This window comes from Hyphomonas sp. GM-8P, assembly GCF_003263315.1.
Taxonomy (GTDB): domain Bacteria; phylum Pseudomonadota; class Alphaproteobacteria; order Caulobacterales; family Hyphomonadaceae; genus Hyphomonas.
In genome coordinates, this window is sequence record NZ_AWFE01000035.1 from 61,134 (window position 1) to 84,347 (window position 23,214).

Sequence of the window (23,214 nt, forward strand, 5' to 3'; positions counted from 1 at the left end):
ACAGGTGAGCGGAGAAAACCCATGATACGCCTCCGCCCGATGCTGGACAGCGAGTTCGCTGACTATGTCGCCTATTTCGTTCCTGACTATGCCGCGGAGATCTCCGCGAATTATGATCAGGACATGGACAGCGCGCTGGCGAGCGCGAAACGGGACGTCGAGCGTGATTTGCCTCTGGGCGCCGATACACCGGGACAGGACCTTTTATGCATCATTGGCGAAGACGGCGCCGCCACGCTCGGCTATCTCTGGTGCAAGCCGGATAAAGACGGCCCCTGCGTTTTCATCAGCGACTTCTACATTCTTCCAGCCCATCGCGGAAAGGGCTACGCCAAAGCCGCCCTGACAGCTCTGGAGGAGATGTATGCCAAGACAGGTCACAGCGAAGTCCGGCTGCGGGTCGCCTCGGATAATGACATCGCTCAAAACCTGTACCGGAGTGCCGGCTTCTCTCCGACGGGTATCAATATGAGGAAAGCCTTCGGCAGAGCCACCCCGGAGCGGAGCTGACCTTTCTTCCAGCACGTTTGCCCGGAAACGCTCTCGCATTCCGGCAAAATCATAAAACCTGGAGAGGCTCAGCCGCTATCGTTCCACGCCACGGCGAGCGCTTCATTAAGGCGTACACTGAGGACCTGCCAGAAGCTCTCGGCGAGCCGGCCCGCGCAGAAGCGTGGCACAGCCTGAAGACTGACCGGCGTTATCTCACCTGCCGTCCGCCAGCGGTGCAGCGCCCGCGCCGTCTCCACCGCCTCTGAAAGAAAATCGCCTGTCTCATCCATGCAGAAGAGGACGGAGGCGATGCGAAACTGTCGGACTCAAGCACGCAGATGTGTTGTGGGTGTTGGGTTTGGGGGTGGATGGAACGGGATCTGTCCACGGAACCGGCCAACAAGATGGCAGGAGACATCCGCGGCAGGCCTGGAAGTCTCACAGGCTGTCCGCTCTTGTAAATGCAGTCCGCCAATTCCACTTATTGTGACGCCGGTCAAACCGACGATCCCCGCACCGGTGACAGGCTTTCTCGGCGGAATCCATGGACATTGCACTTCTGATTGTCGGCGGCCTTCTGGGCCTTGTTTTTGGCGGTGACCTACTTGTTCGCGGCGCTGTTGACCTGGCCCGCAGGGTCGGTCTGTCGCCGCTCGTGATCGGCCTCACCCTTGTTGGCTTCGGCACGTCCACACCCGAACTGGTGACCAGCCTGCAAGCCGCTTTTGTCGGCTCCCCCGGTATTGCGGTGGGCAATGTGGTCGGCAGCAACATCGCTAACATTCTGCTCATCCTCGGCGTCGCTGCATTGCTCGCGCCTGTCATTATCGACAAGGCAGCCTTCCGGCGGGACGGAACAGTGCTTGTCCTTTCCACACTCATGTGTCTGGGCGCGGCCCTGTTCGGGCGGTTTACACCGGCGATCGGGGCCTTCTTTGTCCTGACATTGATGGCCTATCTCGTCTTCACTCTTCTCAATGAACGGCTGGCGAGCGCCTCGAAGCCAGAAGTTGAAGTCGTTGGCGAACGGCAAGTACAATCTGGTAGCGTCTGGAAGGACCTCGCTTTTATCGCGGCCGGTCTCGCGCTCACGATCCTTGGCGCCCGTTTTCTGGTGTTCGGCGCCATCGAGGTCGCTCAGGCCTTCAAGGTTTCTGAAGCGGTCATCGGCCTTACTATCGTCGCCGTCGGCACATCCCTGCCGGAACTGGTCACGACCATTGCCGCCGCCCGCCGTGGCCAATCCGACATCGCGTTCGGCAACATTGTCGGCAGCAACATTTTCAACGTCTTGTTCATTCTCGGCACAACCGCCCTCATTCATCCCATCGCGGTACCGGCCTCTATCGCCACATTTGACATCTGGGTGATGACAGGCGTGACCGCACTTTTACTTCTGGTTGCCGTGACGCGCTGGCGCATCAGCCGGGTCGAAGGCGCAATCCTTCTTGGTGCCTATGTGGCCTACAGCGTCTGGCTCGGCTCGATGGCCGGTTTGTAGCGTAGCTGCCTTTTTTCAGCGGGACGGAGGATTCTTCCACGCCATGCCTTCCAGCAGGGGCTTGGACTCGCAGAGCTGCAGACTGGCGATGCCTGTAATGAAGGCGAAGGTACGAGCACAAGTCACGAGACGCATTAGCGCTTTTGATTGACGAACTGGCGGGTCCGCTGAACAAAATACTGGAACCGAGGGCGATCCAGCCTCCGGTTTGTCGACGGATTCTGTTGAATGAGTTCCTTGTTTTCAGAACCGGCAATCGAGATCGCCATCGTTCTGTTGCTGGTGGTGGTGGTCTTCTTTGGCTTCATAAAGGAAAGGTTTCCGGCTGACGTCACCGCGCTCCTGGCGATGGGGGCGTTGCTGCTCACCGGCATTTTGACCACCGAGGACGCGCTCGGCGTCTTCTCCAATTCGGCACCGATCACGATCGGCGCCATGTTTGTTCTTTCAGCCGCGCTGGAACGCACGGGCGTCATCGATGCGGGCGGCCGCCTGGTTTCCCGGCTGGCCACGAAAACCTCCCCCGTCATCGCCGTCATTGCGATGATGACGGGCGTGATCGTCCTGTCCGCATTCATCAATAACACGCCTGTCGTTGTCATTCTTATCCCCGTGGCGATGAGCCTGGCGAAAAGCATCGGGGTATCCGCATCAAAGCTGCTGATCCCGCTCTCGTTCGCCTCCATCTTCGGGGGGACCACCACGCTGATCGGGACATCGACGAACATTCTTGTAGACGGCGTTTCCCAGACCAACGGCCTTGCGCCTTTCGGCATGTTCGAGATTACCGGCGCCGGCCTCTGCCTGGCCCTGGCTGGCGCGGTCTACATCGCCATTGTCGGCCCCTTCCTGCTGCCCGTACGCGAGACGCTCGCCGCCATGCTGCCTGACAGCAAGGAGCGTCGCTTCATCGCCCAGATCCTGATCCCGATCGATTCCCCTCTGGTCGGCAAACAGCTGTCCGAGACGGGGTTCACCGCCGGGAAAGGCTATACGATCGTGGACGTATTTCGCGAAGGCCAGTCCCTGCGGGCGGACCTGACGTCGATCAGGCTCAAAGGAGGCGACCGGGTCGTGCTGCGTTCACCTGTGGCAGAGATGCTGACGCTCCGCGAGGCTGGAAGCGTTGCCATCGGTGCGCAAGCCAATGCCCGGCCGAGCTTCGAACCGGTTCAGACCAGTGAGACGGTCATCATGGAGGGCGTGATCGGCCCTCAGTCCCGCCTGATTGGCCGCCGCCTTGAAGGGCTGGGCCTCGCCCGGTTGTACGGCGTCTACGTGCTCGCAATCCATCGGCGCGGAGAGAACATGGCACCGCAGATGGGGAACCTGTTCTTTGAGGTGGGTGACACGGTCCTGATCGAAGGGCCTGCCAAGGGCGTGCGGCAGGTTTTCGAAGAAGGCGATTTCAACAATCTCACCCAGACGTCCGAGAAGGCCATCAAGCGGGACAAGGCCCCGATTGCGGTCGCAGCCGTTCTGCTAGTCATGGGACTTGCTGCGATTGAAGTCCTGCCGATTGTGGCCCTGGCCATCATCGCTGCGACGGCTGTCGTCGCGACCGGCTGCCTCGATCACAAAGAGGCCTACAAGTCCATCCAGTGGGACATCCTGATGTTGATCTTCGGCATGCTCGCGCTGGGCATTGCCATGGACAAGACCGGCGCTGCCGAGCTGATCGTCAATAGTCTCGTCGCGCTGACGGGGGGGCTCGGCCCGATCTACATCCTCGCTGCGCTCTACCTGATCACTTCCATCCTTACAGAGATCATCAGCAACACTGCGGCGGCGATCCTGCTCACGCCGATAGCCATCGGTCTCGCCGAACAGTTCGGCATTGATGCGAGGCCTTTTGTGGTGGCGGTCATGTTTGCGGCAAGCGCAAGCTTCGCCACACCGATCGGTTATCAGACGAATACGCTGGTCTATACAGCAGGCGGCTATCGCTTCGCGGATTTTTTGAAGATCGGACTTCCGCTGAACATCGTCATGCTGGTGGTCGCGGTTTTCGTCATTCCGGCATTCTGGCCGCTGGCTCCTGCTGAATAGCGCTCAGCCCTCCCGGGATATGGGAGGGTTCTTCCACCCCATCCCCTCGAGCAGGGCCTTGGTCTCATAGAGCGGCAGTCCGACAATCGCCGTGTAGCTGCCGTTGATGCCGGTGACGAAAGCGCCGGCGGCGCCCTGGATGCCGTAGCCGCCGGCCTTGCCCTTCCAGTCGCCGCTGGCGACGTAATCGGCGATGTCCCGGTCGGTGAGGCGTTTGAATTTCACGCGGGCGAGCACGGTGCGGGCGCTGAAGCGGCCATCGGGCGCGCGCACCGCGATGCCAGTGATGCACTGGTGCGCCCGGCCGGAGAGGAGCCGCAGGAAGGCCTCGGCCTCGGCCGCGTCGGCGGCTTTCTCAAGGTTCCGGCTGCCCAGCGCGACGACCGTGTCGGCGGCCAGAACAAAGCCCTCTTCGGGGCAGGCCAGCGCCTTTTCGCGCGCAAGCCGTTCAGCCAGCGCGCGCGGGCTTTCGTCCTTGCGGCGGGTTTCGTCGATGTCTGTGGGGCAGATGGCGTCCGGCACAATGCCGATCTGGGCGAGCAGTTGCTGCCGCCGGGGGCTTGCGCTGGCAAGGATGAGCCGCGCGGCCCCGGTGGACGCCATGACGCTTACTTGAAGCGGTAGGTGATGCGGCCCTTGGTCAGGTCATAGGGCGTCATCTCGACCATCACTTTGTCGCCGGTCAGCACGCGGATGCGGTTCTTGCGCATCTTGCCGGCCGTGTGGGCGATGATCTCGTGGTCATTTTCGAGTTTCACGCGGAAGGTCGCGTTCGGCAGCAATTCCACTACCGTTCCCTCGAATTCAATCAGTTCTTCCTTCGACATGCAGTCTCCAAAACAGGACGGTCCAACGCGCCGCCATCCGTTGATTTAGGGTGCGCCTTAGCGCTTTGCATGGATTCCGGCAAGGATTCGAGTCATCCGGCGGCCTCTCTGACCGCCCCTGCCCCCAAAAACGCAACCGGATGAGAGGCGGAAAACCTCTCATCCGGCGCGGGGGAACTATGCTCGCGGGGACTGGTTAAGGTCAGGCCGCGTTGGCTGTCGCCAGGGCGTGGACATCCGCCGCTTTGAGCACCTGGCCGCCAATGGCCCAGTCGCCCTGTTCGACTTCCATGACGCGGACCCAGGTCACCGGGCGCATCGCTTCGCCTTCCACAGCGACCATGGCGTCGGTGACGCGCTCGATCAGGTCTTGCTTCTGGGCTGGGGTGAAGACGTCTTTGATCACATCGATCGTAACGAGAGGCATGTTGATTTCCTTTTGTTTTTTGTCAGGGGCCAGGACCATCCCGGCGCCGATGAGTTGAACTTACGGCAGGCCGCCCGGGCAGAATTGGAGAGGGTCTGGAGAATTTGTGGAGAAATTCCGGATTCCGTCTAGTCTGGCCCGGATGATCTATCTTTTTGAAGATTTCGAACTGGATCAGGCCAGGTTCGAGTTGCGGCGCGGAGGAGAAACGCTGCCGACCGAACCGCAGGTTTTGTCGCATCTCCTCCTGCTGGCGGAGAACCATGACCGACTGGTGAGCAAGGACGAGATCATCGACAAGATCTGGGATGGACGGGCAGTGTCGGATTCGGCCCTGTCCAGCCGCATCAAGTCCGCCCGCAAACTGCTGGGCGACGATGGGCGGGCCCAGCGCCTGATCCGCACGGTGCATGGGGTCGGCTTCCGCTTCGCGGTCGAACCGGAATTCCGGGGGGCTGAGACGCCCGTCGCGACAGTGACCGAAACGGTCATCGAAACGGCGGATGCCGCACCGGAGGCCCCGGTCTCGGGCAGCAAGCCCTCCATTGCCGTGCTGCCCTTCCGGCTGATCGGCATCGCGGGCGAGTATGCGCCGATGGCGGATGCCCTGCCACATGAGCTGATCACCAGCCTGTCGCGCCTGCGCTGGCTGTTCGTCATCGCGCGCGGGTCGACCTTCCGCTTCCGGAGCACTGAGCCGGATGTGCGGAATATCGGCGAGGTGCTGAACGTCGGCTATGTACTTTCCGGCGCGGTGGAGATCATCGGATCGCGCATGAAGGTGACCGTCGAACTGGCCGAAACGAAGGATGGCGGCGTGCTGTGGGGCGAGCAGTATGCCGGAGAGATCGGCGATGTTCACGAGTTCAGGGAACAGATCGTCTCAGCGGTCGTGTCGGAGCTCGACGTGCATATCCCGCTCAATGAGGCGCGCATGGCGAGGGCTCTGCCCGCCACCAGCCTTGATGCCTGGTCGGCCTATCATCTCGGCCTCAACCACATGTTCCGCTTCACCCGGAAGGACAATGAGATCGCCCAGGGCCTGTTCCGGCAGGCGCTGGAACGCGTACCGGATTTCACGCGTGCCCATGCCGGCATGTCCTTTACCCGCTTCCAGAACGCTTTCCTTCACTACGTTCCGGACACGGATGCAGAGATCGCCGGGGCGCGTGCCTCGGCCGAGCAAGCCATGGCCTGCGATCCGATGGATCCGTTTGCCAACCTGGTGATGGGCCGTACCCATTGGATCGAGAAAGACCTCGACGGATCCTATCACTGGCTGGACAGGGCGGTGTCCCTCAATCCCAATTATGCACAGGCGGTGTATCTTCGCGCCCTGTCGCAAACCATGTCGGGGCGCGGCGTGGAAGGCGAACAGGATGTCGATCTCGCGATCCGCCTCAGCCCGCTGGATCCATTGCATTATGCCATGCTCTCGACGCGTGGCCTGACCCACCTTCTCCGGGATCATCACCAGGAAGCGACCCTTTGGGCTGAACGGGCCGTGCGTACGCCGGGGGCCCATGTCCACATCACAGTCATCGCAGGCATGGCCCGCAAACTGGCAGGTGATGATGAGGCCGCAAACCGCTGGATAGAACTGGCCCGGCAGCGCGATCCGGATATCAGCGTGGAAGGCTTCTTCAGCGCCTTCCCCTTCAACGACCCGGTCCAACGGGCCAAAATCGAAAATGCGCTGAAGTCGTTGGGTCTCTAGCCTGCTGCCCGAGCCTGGCCCGCATGGAGGGCACAGATCAGGGTGAACAGGCGCCGGGCGGTCAGGAAATCGATCTCGACCTTGCCCTGCAGACGTTCTGCCAGAAGCTCCGAGCCTTCATTGTGAACACCGCGCCGGGCCATGTCGATCGCTTCGATCTGGTGCGGCGACTGGGTGCGGATCGCATCGTAATAGCTGTCGCAGATCATGAAATAATCGCGGATCACGCCCCGGAACGGGTTCAGCGACAGGATGAAGGTGTGAACGTCCTTGCCGTGCTCGTCGCGCACAGCGAAGACGAGGCGCCGCTCAACCTTGGATAGGACCAGGATGAACGGGCCCTCGCCGTGCTCCGGCAGGGCGAAGCTGTTCTGTTCGATCAGGTCGAAGATGGCGACACGGCGCTCATGCTCGGCGTCAGGCCCCGAGGCGCCCAGCGTGTCTTCGTCGATCTCGACAGCGATGAGGCGGTTCTTATCCGACATCACCGGTTCCTGCGTTAGACCGGATGGAGATGGAGCGCGCATGCGCCGGCAGGCGCTCTGCTTCGGCAAGGCGCAGGGCCGCCGGGGCCAGCGCGGCAAAGCCTTCGGCGCTCGCGCGCTGCACGCTCATGCGCTTCAGGAAGTCATAAAGACCGAGGCCAGAAGAGAAACGCGCCGCGCGGCTGGTGGGCAGCACGTGGTTCGAACCGGTAACATAGTCGCCCAGCGCTTCCGGCGTGTGGTGGCCGAGGAACACTGCCCCGGCATGGCGGATCTTCGGCAGCATGGCGTCGGGGTCAGCCACGGCGAGCTCGACGTGCTCCGCGGCGATGCGGTTGGCGATGGTGGCGGCCTCGTCCAGGTCGCGCGCGAAGATGATTGCCCCGTGAGACGACCAGGACCGGGCCGCGCGCTCGCCCGTGGCCAGCGTTTTCAACTGCTTGTCCACAGCGTTATCCACAGCCCTGCCCACAGCCTCATCCACAGCAATCAGGATCGACTGGGAGGATGGGTCGTGCTCGGCCTGGCTGAGCAGGTCTGCCGCGATCCAGTCCGGATTTGCGGTCTCGTCCGCGATGACGAGGATTTCCGAGGGCCCCGCAATCGTGTCGATGCCGACGCGGCCGAAGACCTGGCGCTTGGCTTCAGCAACGAAGGCGTTGCCCGGCCCGACAATCTTGTCGACCGGTTTCAGCCGCCCGGCCCCGAAGGCCAGCGCACCGACCGCCTGTGCCCCGCCGAGCGGGTAGAATTCGTCGACCCCTGCCCGCAGGGCCGCATAGGCCACAGCGGGGGCCATCTCGCCCTTCGGTGCCGGGGCGACCATGACGATCCGGTCCACGCCTGCGATCTTGGCCGGAACGGTGTTCATGAGCACGGAGGACGGGTAGCTCGCCCGTCCGCCCGGGACATAGACGCCGACGCTTTCCAGCGACGTCCAGCGCCAGCCAAGCTCGACGCCAGCCTCATCCGTAAACGAATGGTCTTCCGGGCGCTGGGCGCTGTGATAGGCGGCGATGCGATCATGGGCGAAATCGATGGCGGCTTTCAGGTCTGCCGGGCATTCGGCGGCCAGCGCAGCAAGGTCCACATTGTCGGACTGCAGCGTGGTCGGGTCGATCTGCAGCTCGTCGAACTGGGCCGTATAGCGGGCCACAGCCTCACCGCCGCGGACTTCCACCTCATCCAGGATCTTCGCAACGATGCCGCCTACGTCATGGCCATCCGCCCGCTGTTCCCCAAGGAAGCGGCTGAACCGGGTCTCGAAATCCGGTGCGGATGTGCTGAATGTACGGGCCATTGGCGCGGAATTCCCAGGAAGGATTGGTGTTTTGAACCCCGCTTCATGGACTCTCCATCCGCCGCTGGCAAGGCGCTGAGTCGGCGCATTCAGCCCGTCAGGCTTGGCCACCCCCGCTTCCCGGCTTAGGCTCGCCCATCCGGCACGGTTTCGGAGGACCGCCAATGTTCAGCCATGTCACCCTCGGCACCAATGACTGGGCCGCCGTGAAGTCCTTCTGGGCAGCAGTCATGGAGGCGCTCTCCATCCCGGTCATGTTCGAATATGATGGCGGCATTGCCTATGGCGAAGCCACTGGGCCAAAACTGTTCATCGGCCCGCCGTTCGACGGCCAGCCCGCCACGAACGGCAACGGCACGCATGTTGCCTTCATCGCAGACAGCCGGGCCAAGGTGGACGCATTTTATGCGGCCGCGATGGCCAATGGCGGATCGGATGAAGGCCCGCCCGGCCCGCGCCCGCACTATCACAAGAACTATTACGGCGCCTATGTGAGAGACCCGGACGGGAACAAGCTCCAGGCAGTCTGCCACCGGGCGGAGGGGTAGCGCCTACCGCTTCCGGCGTTCGTGGCTGGGCGTGTGCCTCGTATTCCAGATGTAATCGCTGTCGAGCAGGGTCGCGTCGAGGGCTTCCACGGTCAACTCGATTTCGCCGTCGCCTGCGAAGAGGAGCGTGATTTTGCCTCCGGGCGGCTCGGCGTCCGGCGTGAAAGTCACCTGTAGTAACGACAGGATCAGTTCCGGGTCGGCCTTGGTCACGGCGCGGGTTTTCACGCCCAATACGCCGTCAAAGGCAAGCAGGGAGCGGACACGCTCGCCGTCGCGGCGCTTGGTGACGCCCTCTTCCCAGCGGTAGCGGTTGATCTCCAGCGAGAAGCGGCGGATGCGCGCCTCGTAGTTCAGGTTCTCGGCCTTCACGACGGCGTCCTGCACCGCGGCGGAAATGATTTCGAGATCCTCGGCCTCTTCAGCCAGGAGGCGGAGTGGTTTCAGTTCAGACATGCCAGCCCCTTCAAGTCGTCGCCCCTATTCCTCTTCCCCGGACCGGCGCTCGATCTTCGCGCCACAGGCCGTCAGTTTCTCTTCCAGCCGTTCGAAGCCCCGGTCGAGGTGGTAGATGCGGTTCACCACGGTTTCACCCTCGGCCGCAAGCCCTGCGATCACGAGCGAGACCGATGCGCGCAGATCTGTCGCCATGACAGGCGCTGCTGTCAGCTGGGGCACGCCCTTCACGATGGCTTCCTGCCCGCGCACGGTGATGTCGGCGCCGAGGCGGGAAAGCTCCGGCGCATGCATGAAGCGGTTCTCGAAAATCGTCTCGCGGATGACGCTGGTGCCGTCGGCGATGGCCATCAGGGCCATGAACTGGGCCTGCAGGTCGGTCGGAAACCCCGGGTGCGGCTGTGTGGAGAGGTTCACGGCTTTGAGGTGCGTGCCGTTCCGGCGGATGCGCAGCGTGTGGGCGGCTTCATCAGCGTCCACGGTGACGCCAGCCTCACGCAGCTTGGCGATCAGCGCGCCGAGCGCATCGACCGGGCAGCCGTCCAGCGTCACGTCCCCGCCCGCGGCGGCCGCGGCGATGGCATAGGTGCCCGCCTCGATCCGGTCTGCCATGACCGAATGGGTCGTGCCTTTCAGGCTCTCGGCGCCCTTGATGCGGACGACGGCCGTGCCGGCGCCGGTGATATCCGCGCCCATGCTGTTCAGGCAGTTTGCAAGGTCTTCGATCTCCGGCTCACGCGCGGCGTTTTCGAGGATGGTCGTGCCTTCGGCCAGCGTGGCGGTCAGCATGGCGTGCTCGGTCGCGCCGACGCTCGGCATGGAGAAATTGATGTGCGCACCCTTCAGACCGTGAATGGCCGCAGCCTTCACATAGCCCTGCTCCACTTTCAGGTCCGCGCCCATGGCGGCCAGCGCCTGAAGGTGCAGGTCCACCGGCCGGGCGCCGATGGCACAGCCGCCGGGCAGCGACACGGTGGCGTGGCCGGAGCGCGCGATCAGCGGGCCCAAAACGTTGAAGCTCGCCCGCATCTTCCGCACCTGGTCATAAGGCGCGATCGTGCTTTTCAGCTCGGCGGCGTTCAGGTGGCAGGTCGACTCGCCCTTCGGCCAGTAGACCTCGACGCCGAGTGTTTCCAGCAGCTGCGCCAGGAAGCGCGTGTCCGCCAGGCTCGGCATGTTGGTGAGGGTGATCGGCTGGTCCGTCAGCAGGCAGGCGACCATGAGCTTCAGCGCCGAATTCTTGGCGCCGGAGATCGGGATATGGCCATTCAGCTTGTGGCCACCTTGAATAACGAGTCTGTCCATGGGGGCTCTTATACCGTGCTTCGCGGTTTTGGGAGGGCCGGATTGTGTTGATTTTCAGCGGGTTTCAGCGGAGCACCAGCGGCAGGCGTTTCAGGCCGCGGAGACCAGCGCGGGAAATCCATTTCACATTCTCTGCGCCGCCCTTGATGGCGAGGCGGGGGTAGCGGCTGAGCAGGACGTCCAGCGCGACTTCTGCCTCCAGCCGGGCGAGGTGGATGCCGAGGCAGATGTGGGGACCTGAGCCGAAGCCGACGTGGCGGTTCGGACGGCGGGCGAGGTTCAGCGTCTGCGGATCTTCGAACTCAGCCGGGTCCATATTCCCGGCGGCGAGGAAACCGAAGACGCGGTCGCCGCGTTTCAGCGCCCTGTCCTCGAACGCCATGTCTTCTTTCACAAAGCGCGGCTTGGTCATCTGCACCGGCGTGCAGTAGCGCATCAGCTCGTCGACAGCGATGAAACGAGCCTCCTCATCCATGGCCCGGACGGCATCGGCGGCGCCCGGCTGAGTCAGCAGCGTCCAGACGCCGGAGGACAGGAGGTGCGTCGTCGTCTCATGCCCCGCCACGAAGAGGACGAAGACCATGGCGAGCAGCTCATTCTCGCTCATCTTCTGGCCGTCTGCCTCGGCATGGACGAGTTCCGACACGAGGCCTTCGCGCGGTTCTGCGTGCAGGGCGCGGAACTCCTGCCGCAGCATGTCCTGGATGTGACCGAGCCGGAACAGGCCCCACAGCATGGTGAGCGGAGAATCGGTGGCAGTCAGGTTGCTAAGCGTGCGGGAGAGCTTTGCCTCGGTCTCTGGCCGGAAGCCGAGCAGGCCGTAGATCACTTTCAGCGGCAGCGGACGGCAGAAGCCGGACACGAGATCCGTGTTCCCGTCCGTTTCCATCAGGTCCAGCAGCTCATGCGCATAGGCCACGATCTTCCGGCGCTGGGTCAGGATCGCCGCGCGCCGGAACGGGGCATCGGCGAGGCGTCGCAGGCGCGAATGATCCGGATCGTCCATGGAGAGGACATTGTCCGCCATGATCTTCAGTGACTTCGGCAGGAAGGGCATGCCGAACGCCGCCTTGTGCCCGGCATGGCGGGCATCGACAACGAACCGGTCCTTGTCCTTCAGCACGGCATGGATCGCCGCGTGGCGGGTGACGAGGTCGATTTCGCCCAGAATCGGCATCTTTGCCCGGTACCAAGCATTTTCAGCCACAATGGCGGTCAGCATCTCATGGGGGGCAGCAAGATAAGCCCGTGATGAGAGGGAAAGCGTCACTTGCCTTTGTCCGGTTTGGCCGCGGAATCGGCCGGCGGCTTGCGCGCGGCGGCCTTGCGGCGGCGCAGGTTGGCCCGCAGCGCAGCGGCCAGGCGTTCAGCTTTCTCGTCCTTGGGAGGGGATTTGTCTGTCATGTCAGGTGCAATTCGCGGCGAAACGGTCTTTTCATGTCGGATGGCTTAAGCTAAACGCCGCTTTCCGCACCTGCAATGCCGCGGTAGCTCAGTGGTAGAGCGCATCATTGGTAATGATGAGGCCGAGAGTTCAATTCTCTCTCGCGGCACCAGCGGATCCCCGGAAAATTCAGCGCCACCTACGGGGCCTTACGGCTTTTCTTCCATGGGCCGGGCTCCTATGGGATGAATATCCAACCCGCGAGACGTAACCATGGCCTCCGTGAAGAAGCCCCGCTTTACCTATAACCGCCTGAACCGGCGGCTCGATGTGCTGGTGCGGGGCAAACTGTGGCTGCAGGTGATTCTGGCGCTGTGCACCGGGATCGGCGTCGGTCTCGTTCTTGGGCCAGACCTCGACTTTGTACCACGTGACCAGGCCGCCGTGATCGGCGACTGGCTGGGCTTGCCGGGGAACCTGTTCCTGGCGCTGGTGCGGATGGTGATCATTCCGCTGGCGGCCAGTTCCATCATCCTCGGCATTGCCGGCACCGGCGGCGGGGAAGCGCTTCGCACCGTGGGCCGGAAACTGCTGGTCTTCGTGATGCTGACGACGGTGACCGCCGTGATGATCGGCATCTCGCTCGCACGCCTCATCCGTCCGGGCCGGGGTCTGGAACACGTCTACCCTTCCCCGCCCAGCCTCAAGCCGGAAAACCTGCAACTGGCTGAACCACCGCCTTCGCCGCTGGAAGGCATAACGAAAGAGTTGCCGGACATGATCACCGGCCTCATTCCACAGAACATTGCCGCTTCCCTGCTGGAACAGGACATGCTGGCCATCGTGATGTTTTCCCTGTTCGTGGGCATCGCGACGGTGACCGCCGACAAGAAGGAACTGACCCGCCCGCTGGTGGCGCTGGCGGAAGCGATGCTGGAAGTCTCCATGACGGTGATCCGCACGGCGATGCGCTTTGCGCCGCTCGCCGTGTTCGGCCTGATGGCGGAAACGACGGCCACCAACGGCTTCAGCACGCTGGTCGACCTTGCCACCTATTGCGGCATTGTCCTGTCAGGCCTCACCTGCCTGCTCCTGCTCTATCTCGTGATCGTCACCGTGTTCGGGCGGATGAACCCGGTGAAGTTCATCGAGGCGGTGGTGCCCGTCCAGCTGCTTGCCTTCTCCACGTCCAGTTCGGCCGCAGTGATGCCGCTGACGATGAAGACGGCGATCGACAAGTTGAAGACGCCGCCCTCTCTGGCAGGCGCCGTGGTGCCGCTGGCCTCGACCGTGAACATGGCCGGCACGGCGCTCTACCAGTCCGTCGCGATCATGTTCCTTGCGGACATTTCCGGCACGCCCTTGTCACCGGGCGATCTCGCTCTGGTGATGGTGACACTGACCGGGGCCTCCATCGGCGCGCCGGCTGCGCCGGGCGCCAGTATCGCGATCCTTGCGACCACGGCGACGAGTTTCGGCGTGCCGTTGACAGGCCTGCCGCTGGTCATGGGCGTCGACCGGATTCTCGACATGGCGCGGACACTCGTGAACGTGACCGGCGACCTCGTCCTCTGCCGGATCGTGACGCCGAAAGGCAAACGCGCAAACGAAACGCTGGAACCGGAGGAGTCCCCGGTTGCGACAGAACAAGCGTCGGCGGAAAGCCCGGCCTGAATGGCCCTGCCTGAATGGCCTGGCCTGCTACTCCGCGAAGCCGCGATCCCGCATGAGGGCACCGATCTCGGCATCGCGGCCACGGAACAGGCGGTAGGCCTCGGCCGGATCCATCGAATTGCCGGCAGCGAACAGGTATTTGACCATCGCGCTCGCGACATCCTGATCATAGAAACCACCGGAAGCTTCAGCGAACGCTTCTGCGGCGTCTGACGTCAGCACATCGGCCCAGAGATAGCCGTAATAACCGGCCGCATATCCCTCGCCGGAGAAGACGTGCCCGAATTGCGGCGTGCGGTGGCGCATCACGAGTTCGGACGGCATGCCGAGTTCATCGAGCGTCTCACGCTCGAACTTGTCGGGATCGAGGCCTTCCGGATCGGCCATGTGAAGCTTCATGTCGATCAGGGCGGACGCCAGGTATTCCGTCGTTGCGAACCCCTGATTGAACGTGGAGGCTTGCGGATCTTCTCGACCAGTTCTGCCGGCATCGCCTCACCTGTCTCTGCACTGACGAGATAGGTGTTGATGACGTGGTCGGTCGACAGCCAACGCTCCAGCAGCTGGGACTGGAACTCGGTATAATCGCGCAGGCCGCCGGTCAGGCTCGGATACTCCACTTTCAGCGACAGATAGTGCAGCGCGTGACCGAACTCATGGAACATGGTCTCGGCATCGTCCCAGGAGAGCAGCACCGGCTCGCCTGGGGCAGGTTTCACGAAGTTGGAATTGTTGGCTGCCAGGACATTCTTCTCACCCCGGAAGCTTTCGTGCGAACGATAGGTCGTCGCCCACGCGCCGGAACGCTTGCCGTCACGTGCGAAAGGATCGAAATACCAGAGGCCGACATTACGGCCCGTCGCCTTGTCGTTGACCTCATACACTGTGACATCCGGATGGAAGACCGGTACGGAACCATCGGTGATCGGTACGAATTCGAATCCAAACACTTCACCTGCGACGTCAAACATGGCGAGGCGCAGATTGTCGAGCTGGAGGTATTGCTTCACTTCCTCGGAATCGAGGTCGTATTTCGCCTTGCGGACTTTCTCTGCATAGAAACGATAGTCCCACGGTGCGATCGTGATGCCTGCACCTTCCGCATCCGCCAGGGCCTGCATATCCGCGACTTCTTCGTGCACACGGCCGACAGACGCCTTCCACACCTGCAGCATCAGGTCGAAGGCCCGGTCCGGCGTCTTCGCCATCCGGTCTTCCAGGCGCCATGCCGCGAAATTGTCGTAACCGAGCAGCGCAACACGCTCATCGCGCAGCTTCAGGATCTTCGCGATGATGGCATTGTTGTCGTGCGCATCGCCATTGTCGCCGCGATTGTAATAATTGCGCCAGACCTGTTCGCGCAGGTCGCGCTCGGTGGAGAAGGTCAGGAACGGATCCATCGAAGAACGCGTGTTGCGCACGGCATACATGCCCGGCTTGCCGAGCGCGTCGGCAGCCGCCGCAGCGGAGCTCAGATAGGACTCCGGCAGGCCGCCTGTCTGATCCTCGCTCAGATAGGTGACCCAGCCTTCCTCGTCGGCCAGCAGGTTGCCGGAGAATTCGGCATAGAGCCCGGCCAGTTCCTTGTTGATCTCCGCAAACTTCTCAGCCTTTTCCCCCGTTAGCGTGCCGCCATTGCGGGTGAACTGCTGATGGATGATTTCGACGAGACGCTGCTGGGCGGGAGTGAGCGTGTCGTATTCCTCGCCCTGCCGCACAGCATCGACGCGGGCGAACAAGGCCTGGTCCTGGTTGATCGAGTCGTAGAACGCCTGAATTTCCGGATCCATCCGCGTTTCGATCTCACGGAATTCCGGTGTCGAAAGGTTCGACCCCCAGAGGTAATAGTAGGCCAGCACACGGTTCAACTGGCGGCCGCTATCTTCCATAGCAGCGATTGTGTTCTCAAAGGTCGGTGCATCCGGGTTGGCCGTGATCGCATCAATCTCTGTGCGCTGTGCGGCCATACCCTCTTCAAGTGCCGGCTCGATCAGGGCGATATCCATCTTGTCGAAGGCCGGAACCCCGCCATAGGGGCCTTCAAAAACATCGCCCGGGCTCCAGGCCGTTTCCGCCGTCGCTTCCGGGACCGCCTCGGTTGATTCACTCGTGCTTCCGGCCAGTTCGACCGGATCACTGGCTTCGGTGACATCCGGCGTAATTCCGGCACAGGCGGTCATCATGGTGGAGCCGAGAATGAAGGACAGGAAGGGTCTGGATCGGGTCATGTCAGGTCCTGATTGGAAGTTGCGGGAACAAAAGCGGACCGGGCGCTGTCCACCTTCGAACGAATTGTAACTTTATATCAGCATGATCGCCGACACAGGCAACCATGCGCCTCAGTTGTTCAAATTATTCTTCTGTTTTAAACAGAATTGCCACACCAGCAATCCCAAATCGAAAAAGGGCAGACCTTTCGGCCTGCCCTTTTGTTCAAGCGCGCGAACCCGATCAGGCCAGCGTGCGGCGAAGGGCGGCGGCCCAGCCCTTCAGTAAAGCTGTTCTCTGCTCATCATCCATCTGCGGCTCGAAACGCACGCCTTTGACCTCGCGCGCCTGCCAGTCCGCCCCCTTCATCCAGCCGAGCTGCATCGCAGCAAGTGCCGCCGCGCCAAGCGCGGTCATTTCCCGATAGTCCGGCCGCACAACAGGACGGGCGCAGACATCGGCCAGGAACTGCATCAGCCAGTCATTGGCGACCATGCCGCCATCGACTCTCAGCTCACGGATCTCCACACCGTCCGCCTCGAACGCGTCCAGCAGGTCCCGTGTCTGGTAGGCAACTGCCTCGAGACCTGCGCGGACGAGATGGGCCGCAGTGGTTGCGCGCGTGATACCGCTAATCGTGCCACGCGCATCGGCATTCCAGTGCGGCGCGCCAAGGCCGGTGAAGGCCGGCACAATATAGACACCGCCATTGCCAGGCAGCGCCGCGGCCATCTCTTCGCTTTCGGCTGCGTCGGAAATCAGCCCCAGATCGTCGCGCAACCATTTCACGACTGTGCCGGCATTGAAGATGGAGCCCTCAAGCGCCATCGCCCCGCCTTCCGCGGTTTCATAGCCGACCGTCCCCAGCAACCGGTTCTTCGACTCCGGCTTCTCTGCCCCGGAATTGGCAACAAGGAACGCGCCGGTGCCGTAAGTGATCTTCGCCATGCCTGGCGAAAGGCAGCCTTGCCCCACCAGGGCAGATTGCTGGTCACCTGCCGCGGACAGGATCGGCAGCGCCTTTCCGAACAGGCTTTCATCACAGAGCCCGAAGTCCGCAGAATTGGGCTTTACCTCCGGCAGCATGCTCATCGGCACACGGAACAGGCTGCACATGGCTTCGCTCCAGCCACCGTCATCTCCCAGACCGAGACGATAGAGCAACGTGCGCGAGGCATTGGACACATCGGTTGCATGCACACGCCCGCCTGTCAGGTGCCAGATCAGGAAGGTTTCAACCGTACCGAAGGCAAGTTCTCCCGCTTCCGCCCGTTCGCGTGCGCCGGTCACCGTGTCCAGGATCCACGCGATTTTCGTGCCGGAAAAATACGGGTCGATCAGCAGGCCGGTCTCCGCCTGAACGGCTGCCTCGTGCCCTGCCGCCTTCAGCGCATCGCAGGCGTTGGCCGTGCGCCGGTCCTGCCAGATAATCGCAGGCGCCAGCGGCTTGCCGGTCTTGCGCTCCCAGACGAGGGTCGTTTCCCGCTGGTTGGTGATGCCGATCCCGGCGATCCGTTCGATGCCGCCCGCCTCCGCTAGGGCGGCCTGGCAGACTTCGACGGTTTTCTCCCAGATCGTCTTGCCATCCTGTTCGACCCAGCCATCGGCAGGATAGGCCAGCGGCACTTCTTCCTGGGCAAGGGAGACCTGATTGAAGTCCCGATCGAACACGATGGCCCGGGCTGAGGTTGTTCCCTCATCGATCACCAGGATAGCATCCGCCATGTATTTGTTCCTCCGGGATTTTCCGGGAGGATGGACCGGGCCGGCCAATGTCGTCAACGCATCTCGCGTCTCGGCCCACGATCACCACCCCACCAGAGCGTCGCGGCCGTTGCGGCGAAGTTGGCCGTTTCCACAATGCCCGCCTGTCCGGCCTTATCCGCCCCGAGGAAGACTGTGCCCGTGATGCCCCAGAGCAGCACGGTCAGAGCGGGCCGGGTCAGCGCGCGTACGGCGTTCACCCATTTGTCGCTCTCGCCGATAACTGCCTCCGCTGCCATGGACGCCGAGAGACCTACCCAGGCACCGGACGTTTCTGCCGCATGCAATTCTGCTTCCCGCCCCGCCGCGGCGGCCTCGATGCGAAGCTTCTGCATTTCGGATTCATGCACCCAGCGGGCCTGTTCATGCACCTGCGCTTGACGTGCCTCAACCAAGCCCGCGGTTCGCCCGATCACCGTACCGACGAGTCCGAACAGCCCTCCGCCCGCCGCGCTCGCGGCCAGCGCCAACCGTCTGCATCAAAGTCAGAAACAGTTTCGATCAGCATACGCACAAGTCTGAGCGCCTGGCTTGCCTGTTGGATTGAGGAGGCCGGAACAGAAAAGCGCGGCCCGTGTCACCGCAGGCCGCGCCAGTTGCCGGTGTCGGATACGCCCGGCTTTATCCCCTTGCCTCAGCCAGCAGTCGCCGGCGCTGCGCCCCAGGTACGTGGCTGGTTCAGTTTCTCGATCGCAGCCTTGTACTCCGATTCCAGCTGGTCGACATAGTCAGCCACGGGGCCGCGCTTCTTGACTGCACCGATGCCCTGGCCACAGCCCCAGATGTCTTTCCAGGCTTTGCTCTTGGTGTTTCCGCCGGAGCCGAAGTTCATCTTGCTCGGATCGCTCTCGGGCAGATTGTCCGGATCGAGCCCGGCGGCCTCGATCGACGGCTTCAGATAGTTGCCGTGCACGCCGGTGAAGAGGTTCGAGTAGACGATGTCCTCAGCGCCATAGGACACAATCGCGTCCTTGTAGCCTTCGACAGCGTTGGCCTCATCACAGGCGATAAAGGCCGAGCCCATATAGGCAAAGTCAGCGCCCATCGCGATCGAGGCAGCAATGGCTCCACCATTAGCGATAGAGCCGGACAGCGCCAGCGGGCCATCGAAGAATTCGCGGATCTCCTGGATCAGCGCGAACGGCGACAGGCGGCCAGCGTGACCACCCGCACCCGTACAAACGGCGATCAGGCCGTCGGCGCCCTTCTCCAGCGCTTTCTTGGCGAAGAAGGTGTCGATCACATCGTGCATCACCACACCGCCATAGGAATGGATCGCGTCGTTGACGGCTTTTTGCGCCCCGAGCGACGTGATCACCAGCGGCACCTTGAACTTCACGCAAGCCTCGACATCGTGCTCCAGCCGGTCGTTCGACTTGTGCACGATCTGATTTACGGCAAATGGCGCGGCCGGACGATCCGGGTTCTTCTCATCATGTTCGGCCAATTCCGTCGTGATCCGGTCCAGCCACTCATGCAACACAGGCCCGGGGCGGGCGTTGAGCGCCGGGAAGCTGCCGACGATGCCAGCCTTGCACTGGGCAATGACCAGCTCAGGACCGGAAATGATGAACAGCGGCGATCCTATCAAAGGCAGGCGCAGGTTCTGGAGCACGGGCGGCACAGCCATGGGCAATTTCCCCTTAAAGTGAACAGTGTTTACATTGACCCTAAATCTAGCGTCCTGACCACTCCGGGCAAGCCATAACGTGGGGGGAAGCTGATTCCGTTACGGCCTCGTCTTGAAATCGGATCAGCTGGTCCCGCTTATCCCAGGCGGTGTCACGAGCACCTTGTCCACCCGGCGGCCATCAAGGTCCATCACTTCAAACCGGTAGCCGGATATGTGTACCACATCGCCGTCGCGGGCGAGGCGCTGCAGATGATGGATAATCATGCCGCCAACCGTCACGGCACCCCCATCGGCCTCCCCGAAATCCGGGGCCGACAGCAGGATTTCCAGATCCTCGACCGGCATCAGGCCGTCAATCAGCCAGGATCCGTCTTCGCGCCGGGCCGGGCGGTCGATGCCCTCGCTGGGGGAGAACGCGCTGTCACCCGCAATGGCGCCGAGCAGATCTGCTGCGGTGACCATGCCCTGGATGCTGCCATGCTCGTCCACGACCAACACCATGCGCACTTCGGTATCCTGCATGGATTCCAGAAGGCGCATGACCGAAAGCGTTTCCGGTACGAACGTAACCGGCCGGGCGACGGTCTTGAGGTTCGGCCCCTCGCCGCTCAGATCAGTGGCGAGAAGGTCCTTTGTCTGGACCACGCCGAACACACGGTCCAGTCGCTCATCCGCGACCGGGAACCGGGACTTGCCGCTTTCGAGGATCTCCCGTTTCACGTCTGCCCACGGATCGGTTGTATCGATCCAGACAATATCCGGTCTTGGGATCATGATGGAACGCACGTCCCGGTCGGCGAGTCGCATGACACCGCGCATCATGCGCTGTTCTTCAAGGTCGATGACGCCGCTCGTCGCACCTTCATCCAGGATGGCGTGGATTTCTTCTTCGGTTACCGGTTCCTGCTTGATCCCTGCAAGGCCCAGCAGGCTGAGCAGGCCTTCGGTCGAAACGCGGAGCAACCAGACAACCGGAAAGGCCAGCCTGGAAACGAATGCCATGGGCGGCGCCATGACTTTGGCGATCGCCTCCGGCGCGATCAGCGCGATCCGCTTGGGCACAAGTTCACCGATGACGAGCGACAGGAAGGTTGTGAAAACGATCACCAGCCCGAACGCGATTTCCCCAGCTTCCGCCTCTATGGCCGGCACATGCTTCGCAATGAAGGGCGACAATTCATCTGCAATCGCTGTCGCGCCATAGGCACCGGCAATGATACCCACCAGAGTGATCCCGATCTGCACCGTCGACAGGAAACGGGATGGATCAGCCTGCAGGTTGATCACCGTTTTGGCGCCCACATCGCCCTGGTCCGCTTTTGACTGGAGCCGCGCGGTCCGGGCGGAGACGATAGCCAACTCCGACATTGCGAACACACCGTTCACCACAATCAGTCCGAGAAGGATAAAGAATTCGACCATGGCGCGTTGTGCCTCTGCCAATAAGGTGGAGCCGGTACGGGCGAGACCCGGCCGGCATGAGCGCCAGAACAGCGCAGGTAGATAGAAAAACAGAGCCTAGAGAGCTTGGTGCCCGCGCTCAATGCCCATCGGGCAAAGCGCTCGCTTAACCAATCCGTGCGCTGCCGCCACCATCGACCGGTAACAGGGCGCCGGTAATGAACCGGGCTTCGTCACTCGCAAGGAACAGGGCTGCGTGCGCCGTGTCCCAACCGGACCCCATGAAGCCCATCGGCACGCGTGCCGCCCGCTCCTTGCGCAGCTCGTCCTCCGGAACGCCGCGCATCTTCGCGATCCCGCGGATCGCCATGGGCGTATCCATCAGGCCCGGCAGGATGGCGTTGCACCGCACGCCGCGCGACGCACCGGACGTTGCCACGCTGAGGGTCATCCGGTTCATGCCCGCCTTGGACACTTCATAAGCCATCTGGAACCCGCCCGCGAGCGATGCCAGCGACGAGATGTTGACGATCGCGCCCGCGCGGCGCTCCCGCATGCCCGGCAACACCGCTTTGGAAACCAGCCAGGCCCCCTTCAGATTGATCTTCAGCGTGCGATCAAAGGCCTCTTCGGTCAGCTTGTGCGGCGGACCATCACCCGCATCACCAATGCCAACATTGTTGATCAGGATGTCCGGTGGACCGAACGCCTCTTCAGCAGCTGCGGCAATCGCCGCGGCATCGTCCGGATCACATACGTCAGCCGCAAAGGCTTTCGCGCTGCCGCCCTCCGCGAGGATGTCCGCGACGGTCGCCTCGGCTCTGCCCAAGTCCCGGTCAACACACAGAACTCTGGCGCCAGCCCGCGCGAACAGGAGTGCGATGGCTTTCCCATTCCCGACCGTTTCACCCGGTGTCTGGCCGGCACCTGTCACGATCGCGACCCTGCCGGACAGGCGGCCGGTCACATCTGCAAGGCTCATTTGACGAGGTCCGGGTCGAGGGTCAGGTCATCGTCCAGAGGTACACCAAAACTGTTCAGCATCATGGAGACCTGCGTGTACTGGCCGACCGTCATGACCAGATCCATCTTCTGTTTCTGACTGAAGCCGGACAGCGCTTCCCAGGTTTTATCCGTAATGAACGCATCTGATGTCAGCTCATCCGTTGCCTGAAGCAGGGCCTTGTCGTTCGCGCTCCAGCCCGGCGCGTCCGGACCGGCCTTGATGCGCTCGATTTCGTCTTCGGTCAGGCCGCAATCGAGCCCAATGCGCTTGTGCTGGGCCCATTCATAGCCGGCCTTCCAGTTGTATCCGGCGCGGAGGATGACCAACTCGCGGTCGCGCGGGCTGAGGTCATTGTATTTCGACAGGATGTATCCGCCCCAGCCCATGAAGCGCTTGTAGGCCTTCGGCGCGCGGGCGAGCGTGCGGAAGACATTGAACACAGGGGCGTCGCCGAAACGGCCCGCGATCATTTCCTTCACTTCCGGGCCCATCTCCGAATCGGCGAGCGGCGTGATACGCGGTGTCTTCAGTCTCATGGCTTTCCTCCCGGCCTTTATCTCTTCCGGGAACTAAACCTGTCACGCGAACACACCGCAAGCCGGACGTGAGGTCAGCCGCGCTCCATCCGGGCCTGCATCATGGACAGCCAGGCGTGCTGGCGGTGAATCATGGAGACGAGTTCGGCGTCGTCGTCCTCCTCCAGAAGGCGGTCGAGCCATAGGCCCAGGATTCGCGTATGCGAGCCCATCCACTCTTTTAGCAGGTCCTGACGCACGCCGCGGGCTGCATCGCCCTCGCCTTGCAGCACACCACACGGGCTGGAAGCGTCCGCCGGGACATGTCCCGCACCCCCGTCATGCCGCGCGGTTCCCCGGCGTGCGCCAGTGTTCGATAAGCCGGAATCGCCCGTATCTATTGGGCCATCGCATGGAATGAGCCTCAGAACCGCACGTGCTTGTTTCATGGGAATCTCCAAATTGCGAATTATTCTCATTCGCATTATTGGCATCTTGCGTCAAGACGTTCCGGGCCGCTAC

The 23,214-nt window shown here is 62.5% G+C and carries 23 protein-coding genes, 1 tRNA gene and 1 pseudogene; 7 read left to right on the forward strand and 18 right to left on the reverse strand.

Features of this window, described 5'->3' with window-relative positions; translation table 11 throughout:
• The first annotated feature begins 21 nt into the window (after positions 1–21).
• Positions 22–510: a GNAT family N-acetyltransferase gene (locus HY26_RS03230; protein ID WP_034768734.1), complete on the forward strand. Its 489-nt coding sequence runs from the start codon at positions 22–24 to the stop codon at positions 508–510.
• Positions 511–578: 68 nt separating this feature from the next.
• Here the strand turns inward: HY26_RS03230 and HY26_RS03235 are convergent, their stop codons facing one another.
• The gene (locus HY26_RS03235; protein WP_034768735.1) at positions 579–782 is read right to left on the reverse strand and encodes a hypothetical protein; all 204 of its coding nucleotides are present in this window, start codon (positions 780–782) and stop codon (positions 579–581) included.
• A gap of 254 nt (positions 783–1,036) precedes the next feature.
• On the opposite strand from HY26_RS03235, the gene HY26_RS03240 reads away from it, so the two are divergent.
• Both HY26_RS03240 and HY26_RS03245 read left to right on the forward strand, forming a co-directional pair.
• Positions 1,037–1,993, forward strand: a complete 957-nt coding sequence (locus HY26_RS03240) for a calcium/sodium antiporter (protein ID WP_034768736.1) — start codon at positions 1,037–1,039, stop codon at positions 1,991–1,993.
• A gap of 228 nt (positions 1,994–2,221) precedes the next feature.
• A complete protein-coding gene (locus HY26_RS03245; protein ID WP_034768737.1) occupies positions 2,222–4,042 on the forward strand; it encodes an SLC13 family permease in 1,821 nt (606 codons plus the stop codon).
• Between the two features lie 3 nt (positions 4,043–4,045).
• Here HY26_RS03245 and HY26_RS03250 read toward each other — a convergent pair whose 3' ends face one another.
• The 3 genes from HY26_RS03250 to HY26_RS03260 form a co-directional block, all read right to left on the reverse strand.
• Positions 4,046–4,645 (reverse strand): nucleoside triphosphate pyrophosphatase, encoded by a 600-nt coding sequence (locus HY26_RS03250; protein ID WP_034768739.1) that lies wholly within the window; start codon positions 4,643–4,645, stop codon positions 4,046–4,048.
• 5 nt (positions 4,646–4,650) lie between these two features.
• The gene (gene infA, locus HY26_RS03255; RefSeq protein ID WP_011646371.1) at positions 4,651–4,869 is read right to left on the reverse strand and encodes a translation initiation factor IF-1; all 219 of its coding nucleotides are present in this window, start codon (positions 4,867–4,869) and stop codon (positions 4,651–4,653) included.
• Between the two features lie 202 nt (positions 4,870–5,071).
• Positions 5,072–5,296 carry a tautomerase family protein gene (locus HY26_RS03260; RefSeq protein WP_034768907.1) on the reverse strand — a complete coding sequence of 75 codons (225 nt, stop codon included), beginning with the start codon at positions 5,294–5,296 and terminating at the stop codon, positions 5,072–5,074.
• Positions 5,297–5,438: 142 nt separating this feature from the next.
• On the opposite strand from HY26_RS03260, the gene HY26_RS03265 reads away from it, so the two are divergent.
• A complete protein-coding gene (locus tag HY26_RS03265) occupies positions 5,439–7,013 on the forward strand; it encodes a winged helix-turn-helix domain-containing protein (RefSeq protein WP_034768740.1) in 1,575 nt (524 codons plus the stop codon).
• Here the strand turns inward: HY26_RS03265 and HY26_RS03270 are convergent.
• Both HY26_RS03270 and hisD read right to left on the reverse strand, forming a co-directional pair.
• Positions 7,010–7,498 carry a UPF0262 family protein gene (locus HY26_RS03270; RefSeq protein ID WP_034768741.1) on the reverse strand — a complete coding sequence of 163 codons (489 nt, stop codon included), beginning with the start codon at positions 7,496–7,498 and terminating at the stop codon, positions 7,010–7,012. The two genes, HY26_RS03265 and HY26_RS03270, sit on opposite strands and share 4 nt — an antisense overlap.
• A complete protein-coding gene (gene hisD / locus HY26_RS03275; RefSeq protein WP_034768742.1) occupies positions 7,488–8,798 on the reverse strand; it encodes a histidinol dehydrogenase in 1,311 nt (436 codons plus the stop codon). The genes HY26_RS03270 and hisD overlap by 11 nt, the downstream gene beginning before the upstream one ends.
• 164 nt (positions 8,799–8,962) lie before the next feature.
• Between hisD and HY26_RS03280 the strand changes: the two genes are divergently transcribed.
• Positions 8,963–9,346 carry a VOC family protein gene (locus HY26_RS03280; protein WP_034768743.1) on the forward strand — a complete coding sequence of 128 codons (384 nt, stop codon included), beginning with the start codon at positions 8,963–8,965 and terminating at the stop codon, positions 9,344–9,346.
• A gap of 3 nt (positions 9,347–9,349) precedes the next feature.
• On the opposite strand, the gene HY26_RS03285 is transcribed toward HY26_RS03280, so the two are convergent.
• From HY26_RS03285 to HY26_RS19135, 4 genes are all read right to left on the reverse strand, one after another.
• Positions 9,350–9,802, reverse strand: a complete 453-nt coding sequence (locus HY26_RS03285; RefSeq protein WP_034768744.1) for a DUF2948 family protein — start codon at positions 9,800–9,802, stop codon at positions 9,350–9,352.
• Between the two features lie 24 nt (positions 9,803–9,826).
• Complete coding sequence (gene murA, locus HY26_RS03290; RefSeq protein ID WP_034768746.1) at positions 9,827–11,107, reverse strand: UDP-N-acetylglucosamine 1-carboxyvinyltransferase; 1,281 nt, start codon at positions 11,105–11,107, stop codon at positions 9,827–9,829.
• A 64-nt stretch (positions 11,108–11,171) separates the two neighbouring features.
• Positions 11,172–12,329, reverse strand: coding sequence for a cytochrome P450 (locus HY26_RS03295; protein ID WP_081813210.1), 1,158 nt, complete (start codon positions 12,327–12,329; stop codon positions 11,172–11,174).
• Between the two features lie 44 nt (positions 12,330–12,373).
• Positions 12,374–12,511: a hypothetical protein gene (locus HY26_RS19135; RefSeq protein WP_175354409.1), complete on the reverse strand. Its 138-nt coding sequence runs from the start codon at positions 12,509–12,511 to the stop codon at positions 12,374–12,376.
• A gap of 77 nt (positions 12,512–12,588) precedes the next feature.
• On the opposite strand from HY26_RS19135, the gene HY26_RS03300 reads away from it, so the two are divergent.
• Positions 12,589–12,663 (forward strand) — tRNA-Thr (locus tag HY26_RS03300).
• A 101-nt stretch (positions 12,664–12,764) separates the two neighbouring features.
• Positions 12,765–14,165: a dicarboxylate/amino acid:cation symporter gene (locus HY26_RS03305; protein ID WP_112072913.1), complete on the forward strand. Its 1,401-nt coding sequence runs from the start codon at positions 12,765–12,767 to the stop codon at positions 14,163–14,165.
• 27 nt (positions 14,166–14,192) lie between these two features.
• Here HY26_RS03305 and HY26_RS03310 read toward each other — a convergent pair.
• From HY26_RS03310 to HY26_RS03345, 8 genes and pseudogenes are all read right to left on the reverse strand, one after another.
• Positions 14,193–16,348 (reverse strand): annotated as a pseudogene (locus HY26_RS03310) (M3 family metallopeptidase).
• Between the two features lie 268 nt (positions 16,349–16,616).
• Positions 16,617–18,098 carry a glycerol kinase GlpK gene (gene glpK, locus HY26_RS03315; RefSeq protein WP_112072914.1) on the reverse strand — a complete coding sequence of 494 codons (1,482 nt, stop codon included), beginning with the start codon at positions 18,096–18,098 and terminating at the stop codon, positions 16,617–16,619.
• 53 nt (positions 18,099–18,151) lie between these two features.
• Positions 18,152–18,607 carry a hypothetical protein gene (locus HY26_RS03320; RefSeq protein ID WP_112072915.1) on the reverse strand — a complete coding sequence of 152 codons (456 nt, stop codon included), beginning with the start codon at positions 18,605–18,607 and terminating at the stop codon, positions 18,152–18,154.
• A 164-nt stretch (positions 18,608–18,771) separates the two neighbouring features.
• Positions 18,772–19,767 carry a nitronate monooxygenase family protein gene (locus tag HY26_RS03325; protein WP_112072916.1) on the reverse strand — a complete coding sequence of 332 codons (996 nt, stop codon included), beginning with the start codon at positions 19,765–19,767 and terminating at the stop codon, positions 18,772–18,774.
• Between the two features lie 123 nt (positions 19,768–19,890).
• Positions 19,891–21,213: a hemolysin family protein gene (locus HY26_RS03330; protein WP_158531408.1), complete on the reverse strand. Its 1,323-nt coding sequence runs from the start codon at positions 21,211–21,213 to the stop codon at positions 19,891–19,893.
• A gap of 124 nt (positions 21,214–21,337) precedes the next feature.
• Positions 21,338–22,153, reverse strand: coding sequence for an SDR family NAD(P)-dependent oxidoreductase (locus HY26_RS03335; protein ID WP_034768759.1), 816 nt, complete (start codon positions 22,151–22,153; stop codon positions 21,338–21,340).
• On the reverse strand, positions 22,150–22,713 hold the full coding sequence (locus HY26_RS03340) for a carboxymuconolactone decarboxylase family protein (protein ID WP_034768761.1): 564 nt from the start codon (positions 22,711–22,713) through the stop codon (positions 22,150–22,152). The genes HY26_RS03335 and HY26_RS03340 overlap by 4 nt, the downstream gene beginning before the upstream one ends.
• Before the next feature lie 74 nt (positions 22,714–22,787).
• A complete protein-coding gene (locus HY26_RS03345) occupies positions 22,788–23,141 on the reverse strand; it encodes a hypothetical protein (protein WP_112072917.1) in 354 nt (117 codons plus the stop codon).
• Positions 23,142–23,214 lie beyond the last annotated feature (73 nt).

Coding starts and splice junctions, on each gene's coding strand:
- HY26_RS03270 (WP_034768741.1), bottom strand. CDS start 7,498: ATGTCGGATAAGAACCGCCTCATCGCTGTCGAGATCGACGAAGACACG.
- glpK (WP_112072914.1), bottom strand. CDS start 18,098: ATGGCGGATGCTATCCTGGTGATCGATGAGGGAACAACCTCAGCCCGG.
- HY26_RS03230 (WP_034768734.1), top strand. CDS start 22: ATGATACGCCTCCGCCCGATGCTGGACAGCGAGTTCGCTGACTATGTC.
- HY26_RS03260 (WP_034768907.1), bottom strand. CDS start 5,296: ATGCCTCTCGTTACGATCGATGTGATCAAAGACGTCTTCACCCCAGCC.
- HY26_RS03345 (WP_112072917.1), bottom strand. CDS start 23,141: ATGAAACAAGCACGTGCGGTTCTGAGGCTCATTCCATGCGATGGCCCA.
- HY26_RS03325 (WP_112072916.1), bottom strand. CDS start 19,767: ATGGCTGTGCCGCCCGTGCTCCAGAACCTGCGCCTGCCTTTGATAGGA.
- HY26_RS03245 (WP_034768737.1), top strand. CDS start 2,222: ATGAGTTCCTTGTTTTCAGAACCGGCAATCGAGATCGCCATCGTTCTG.
- HY26_RS03305 (WP_112072913.1), top strand. CDS start 12,765: ATGGCCTCCGTGAAGAAGCCCCGCTTTACCTATAACCGCCTGAACCGG.
- HY26_RS03285 (WP_034768744.1), bottom strand. CDS start 9,802: ATGTCTGAACTGAAACCACTCCGCCTCCTGGCTGAAGAGGCCGAGGAT.
- infA (WP_011646371.1), bottom strand. CDS start 4,869: ATGTCGAAGGAAGAACTGATTGAATTCGAGGGAACGGTAGTGGAATTG.
- HY26_RS03265 (WP_034768740.1), top strand. CDS start 5,439: ATGATCTATCTTTTTGAAGATTTCGAACTGGATCAGGCCAGGTTCGAG.
- murA (WP_034768746.1), bottom strand. CDS start 11,107: ATGGACAGACTCGTTATTCAAGGTGGCCACAAGCTGAATGGCCATATC.
- HY26_RS03295 (WP_081813210.1), bottom strand. CDS start 12,329: ATGCTGACCGCCATTGTGGCTGAAAATGCTTGGTACCGGGCAAAGATG.
- hisD (WP_034768742.1), bottom strand. CDS start 8,798: ATGGCCCGTACATTCAGCACATCCGCACCGGATTTCGAGACCCGGTTC.
- HY26_RS03335 (WP_034768759.1), bottom strand. CDS start 22,153: ATGAGCCTTGCAGATGTGACCGGCCGCCTGTCCGGCAGGGTCGCGATC.
- HY26_RS03340 (WP_034768761.1), bottom strand. CDS start 22,713: ATGAGACTGAAGACACCGCGTATCACGCCGCTCGCCGATTCGGAGATG.
- HY26_RS03240 (WP_034768736.1), top strand. CDS start 1,037: ATGGACATTGCACTTCTGATTGTCGGCGGCCTTCTGGGCCTTGTTTTT.
- HY26_RS19135 (WP_175354409.1), bottom strand. CDS start 12,511: ATGACAGACAAATCCCCTCCCAAGGACGAGAAAGCTGAACGCCTGGCC.
- HY26_RS03235 (WP_034768735.1), bottom strand. CDS start 782: ATGGATGAGACAGGCGATTTTCTTTCAGAGGCGGTGGAGACGGCGCGG.
- HY26_RS03280 (WP_034768743.1), top strand. CDS start 8,963: ATGTTCAGCCATGTCACCCTCGGCACCAATGACTGGGCCGCCGTGAAG.
- HY26_RS03250 (WP_034768739.1), bottom strand. CDS start 4,645: ATGGCGTCCACCGGGGCCGCGCGGCTCATCCTTGCCAGCGCAAGCCCC.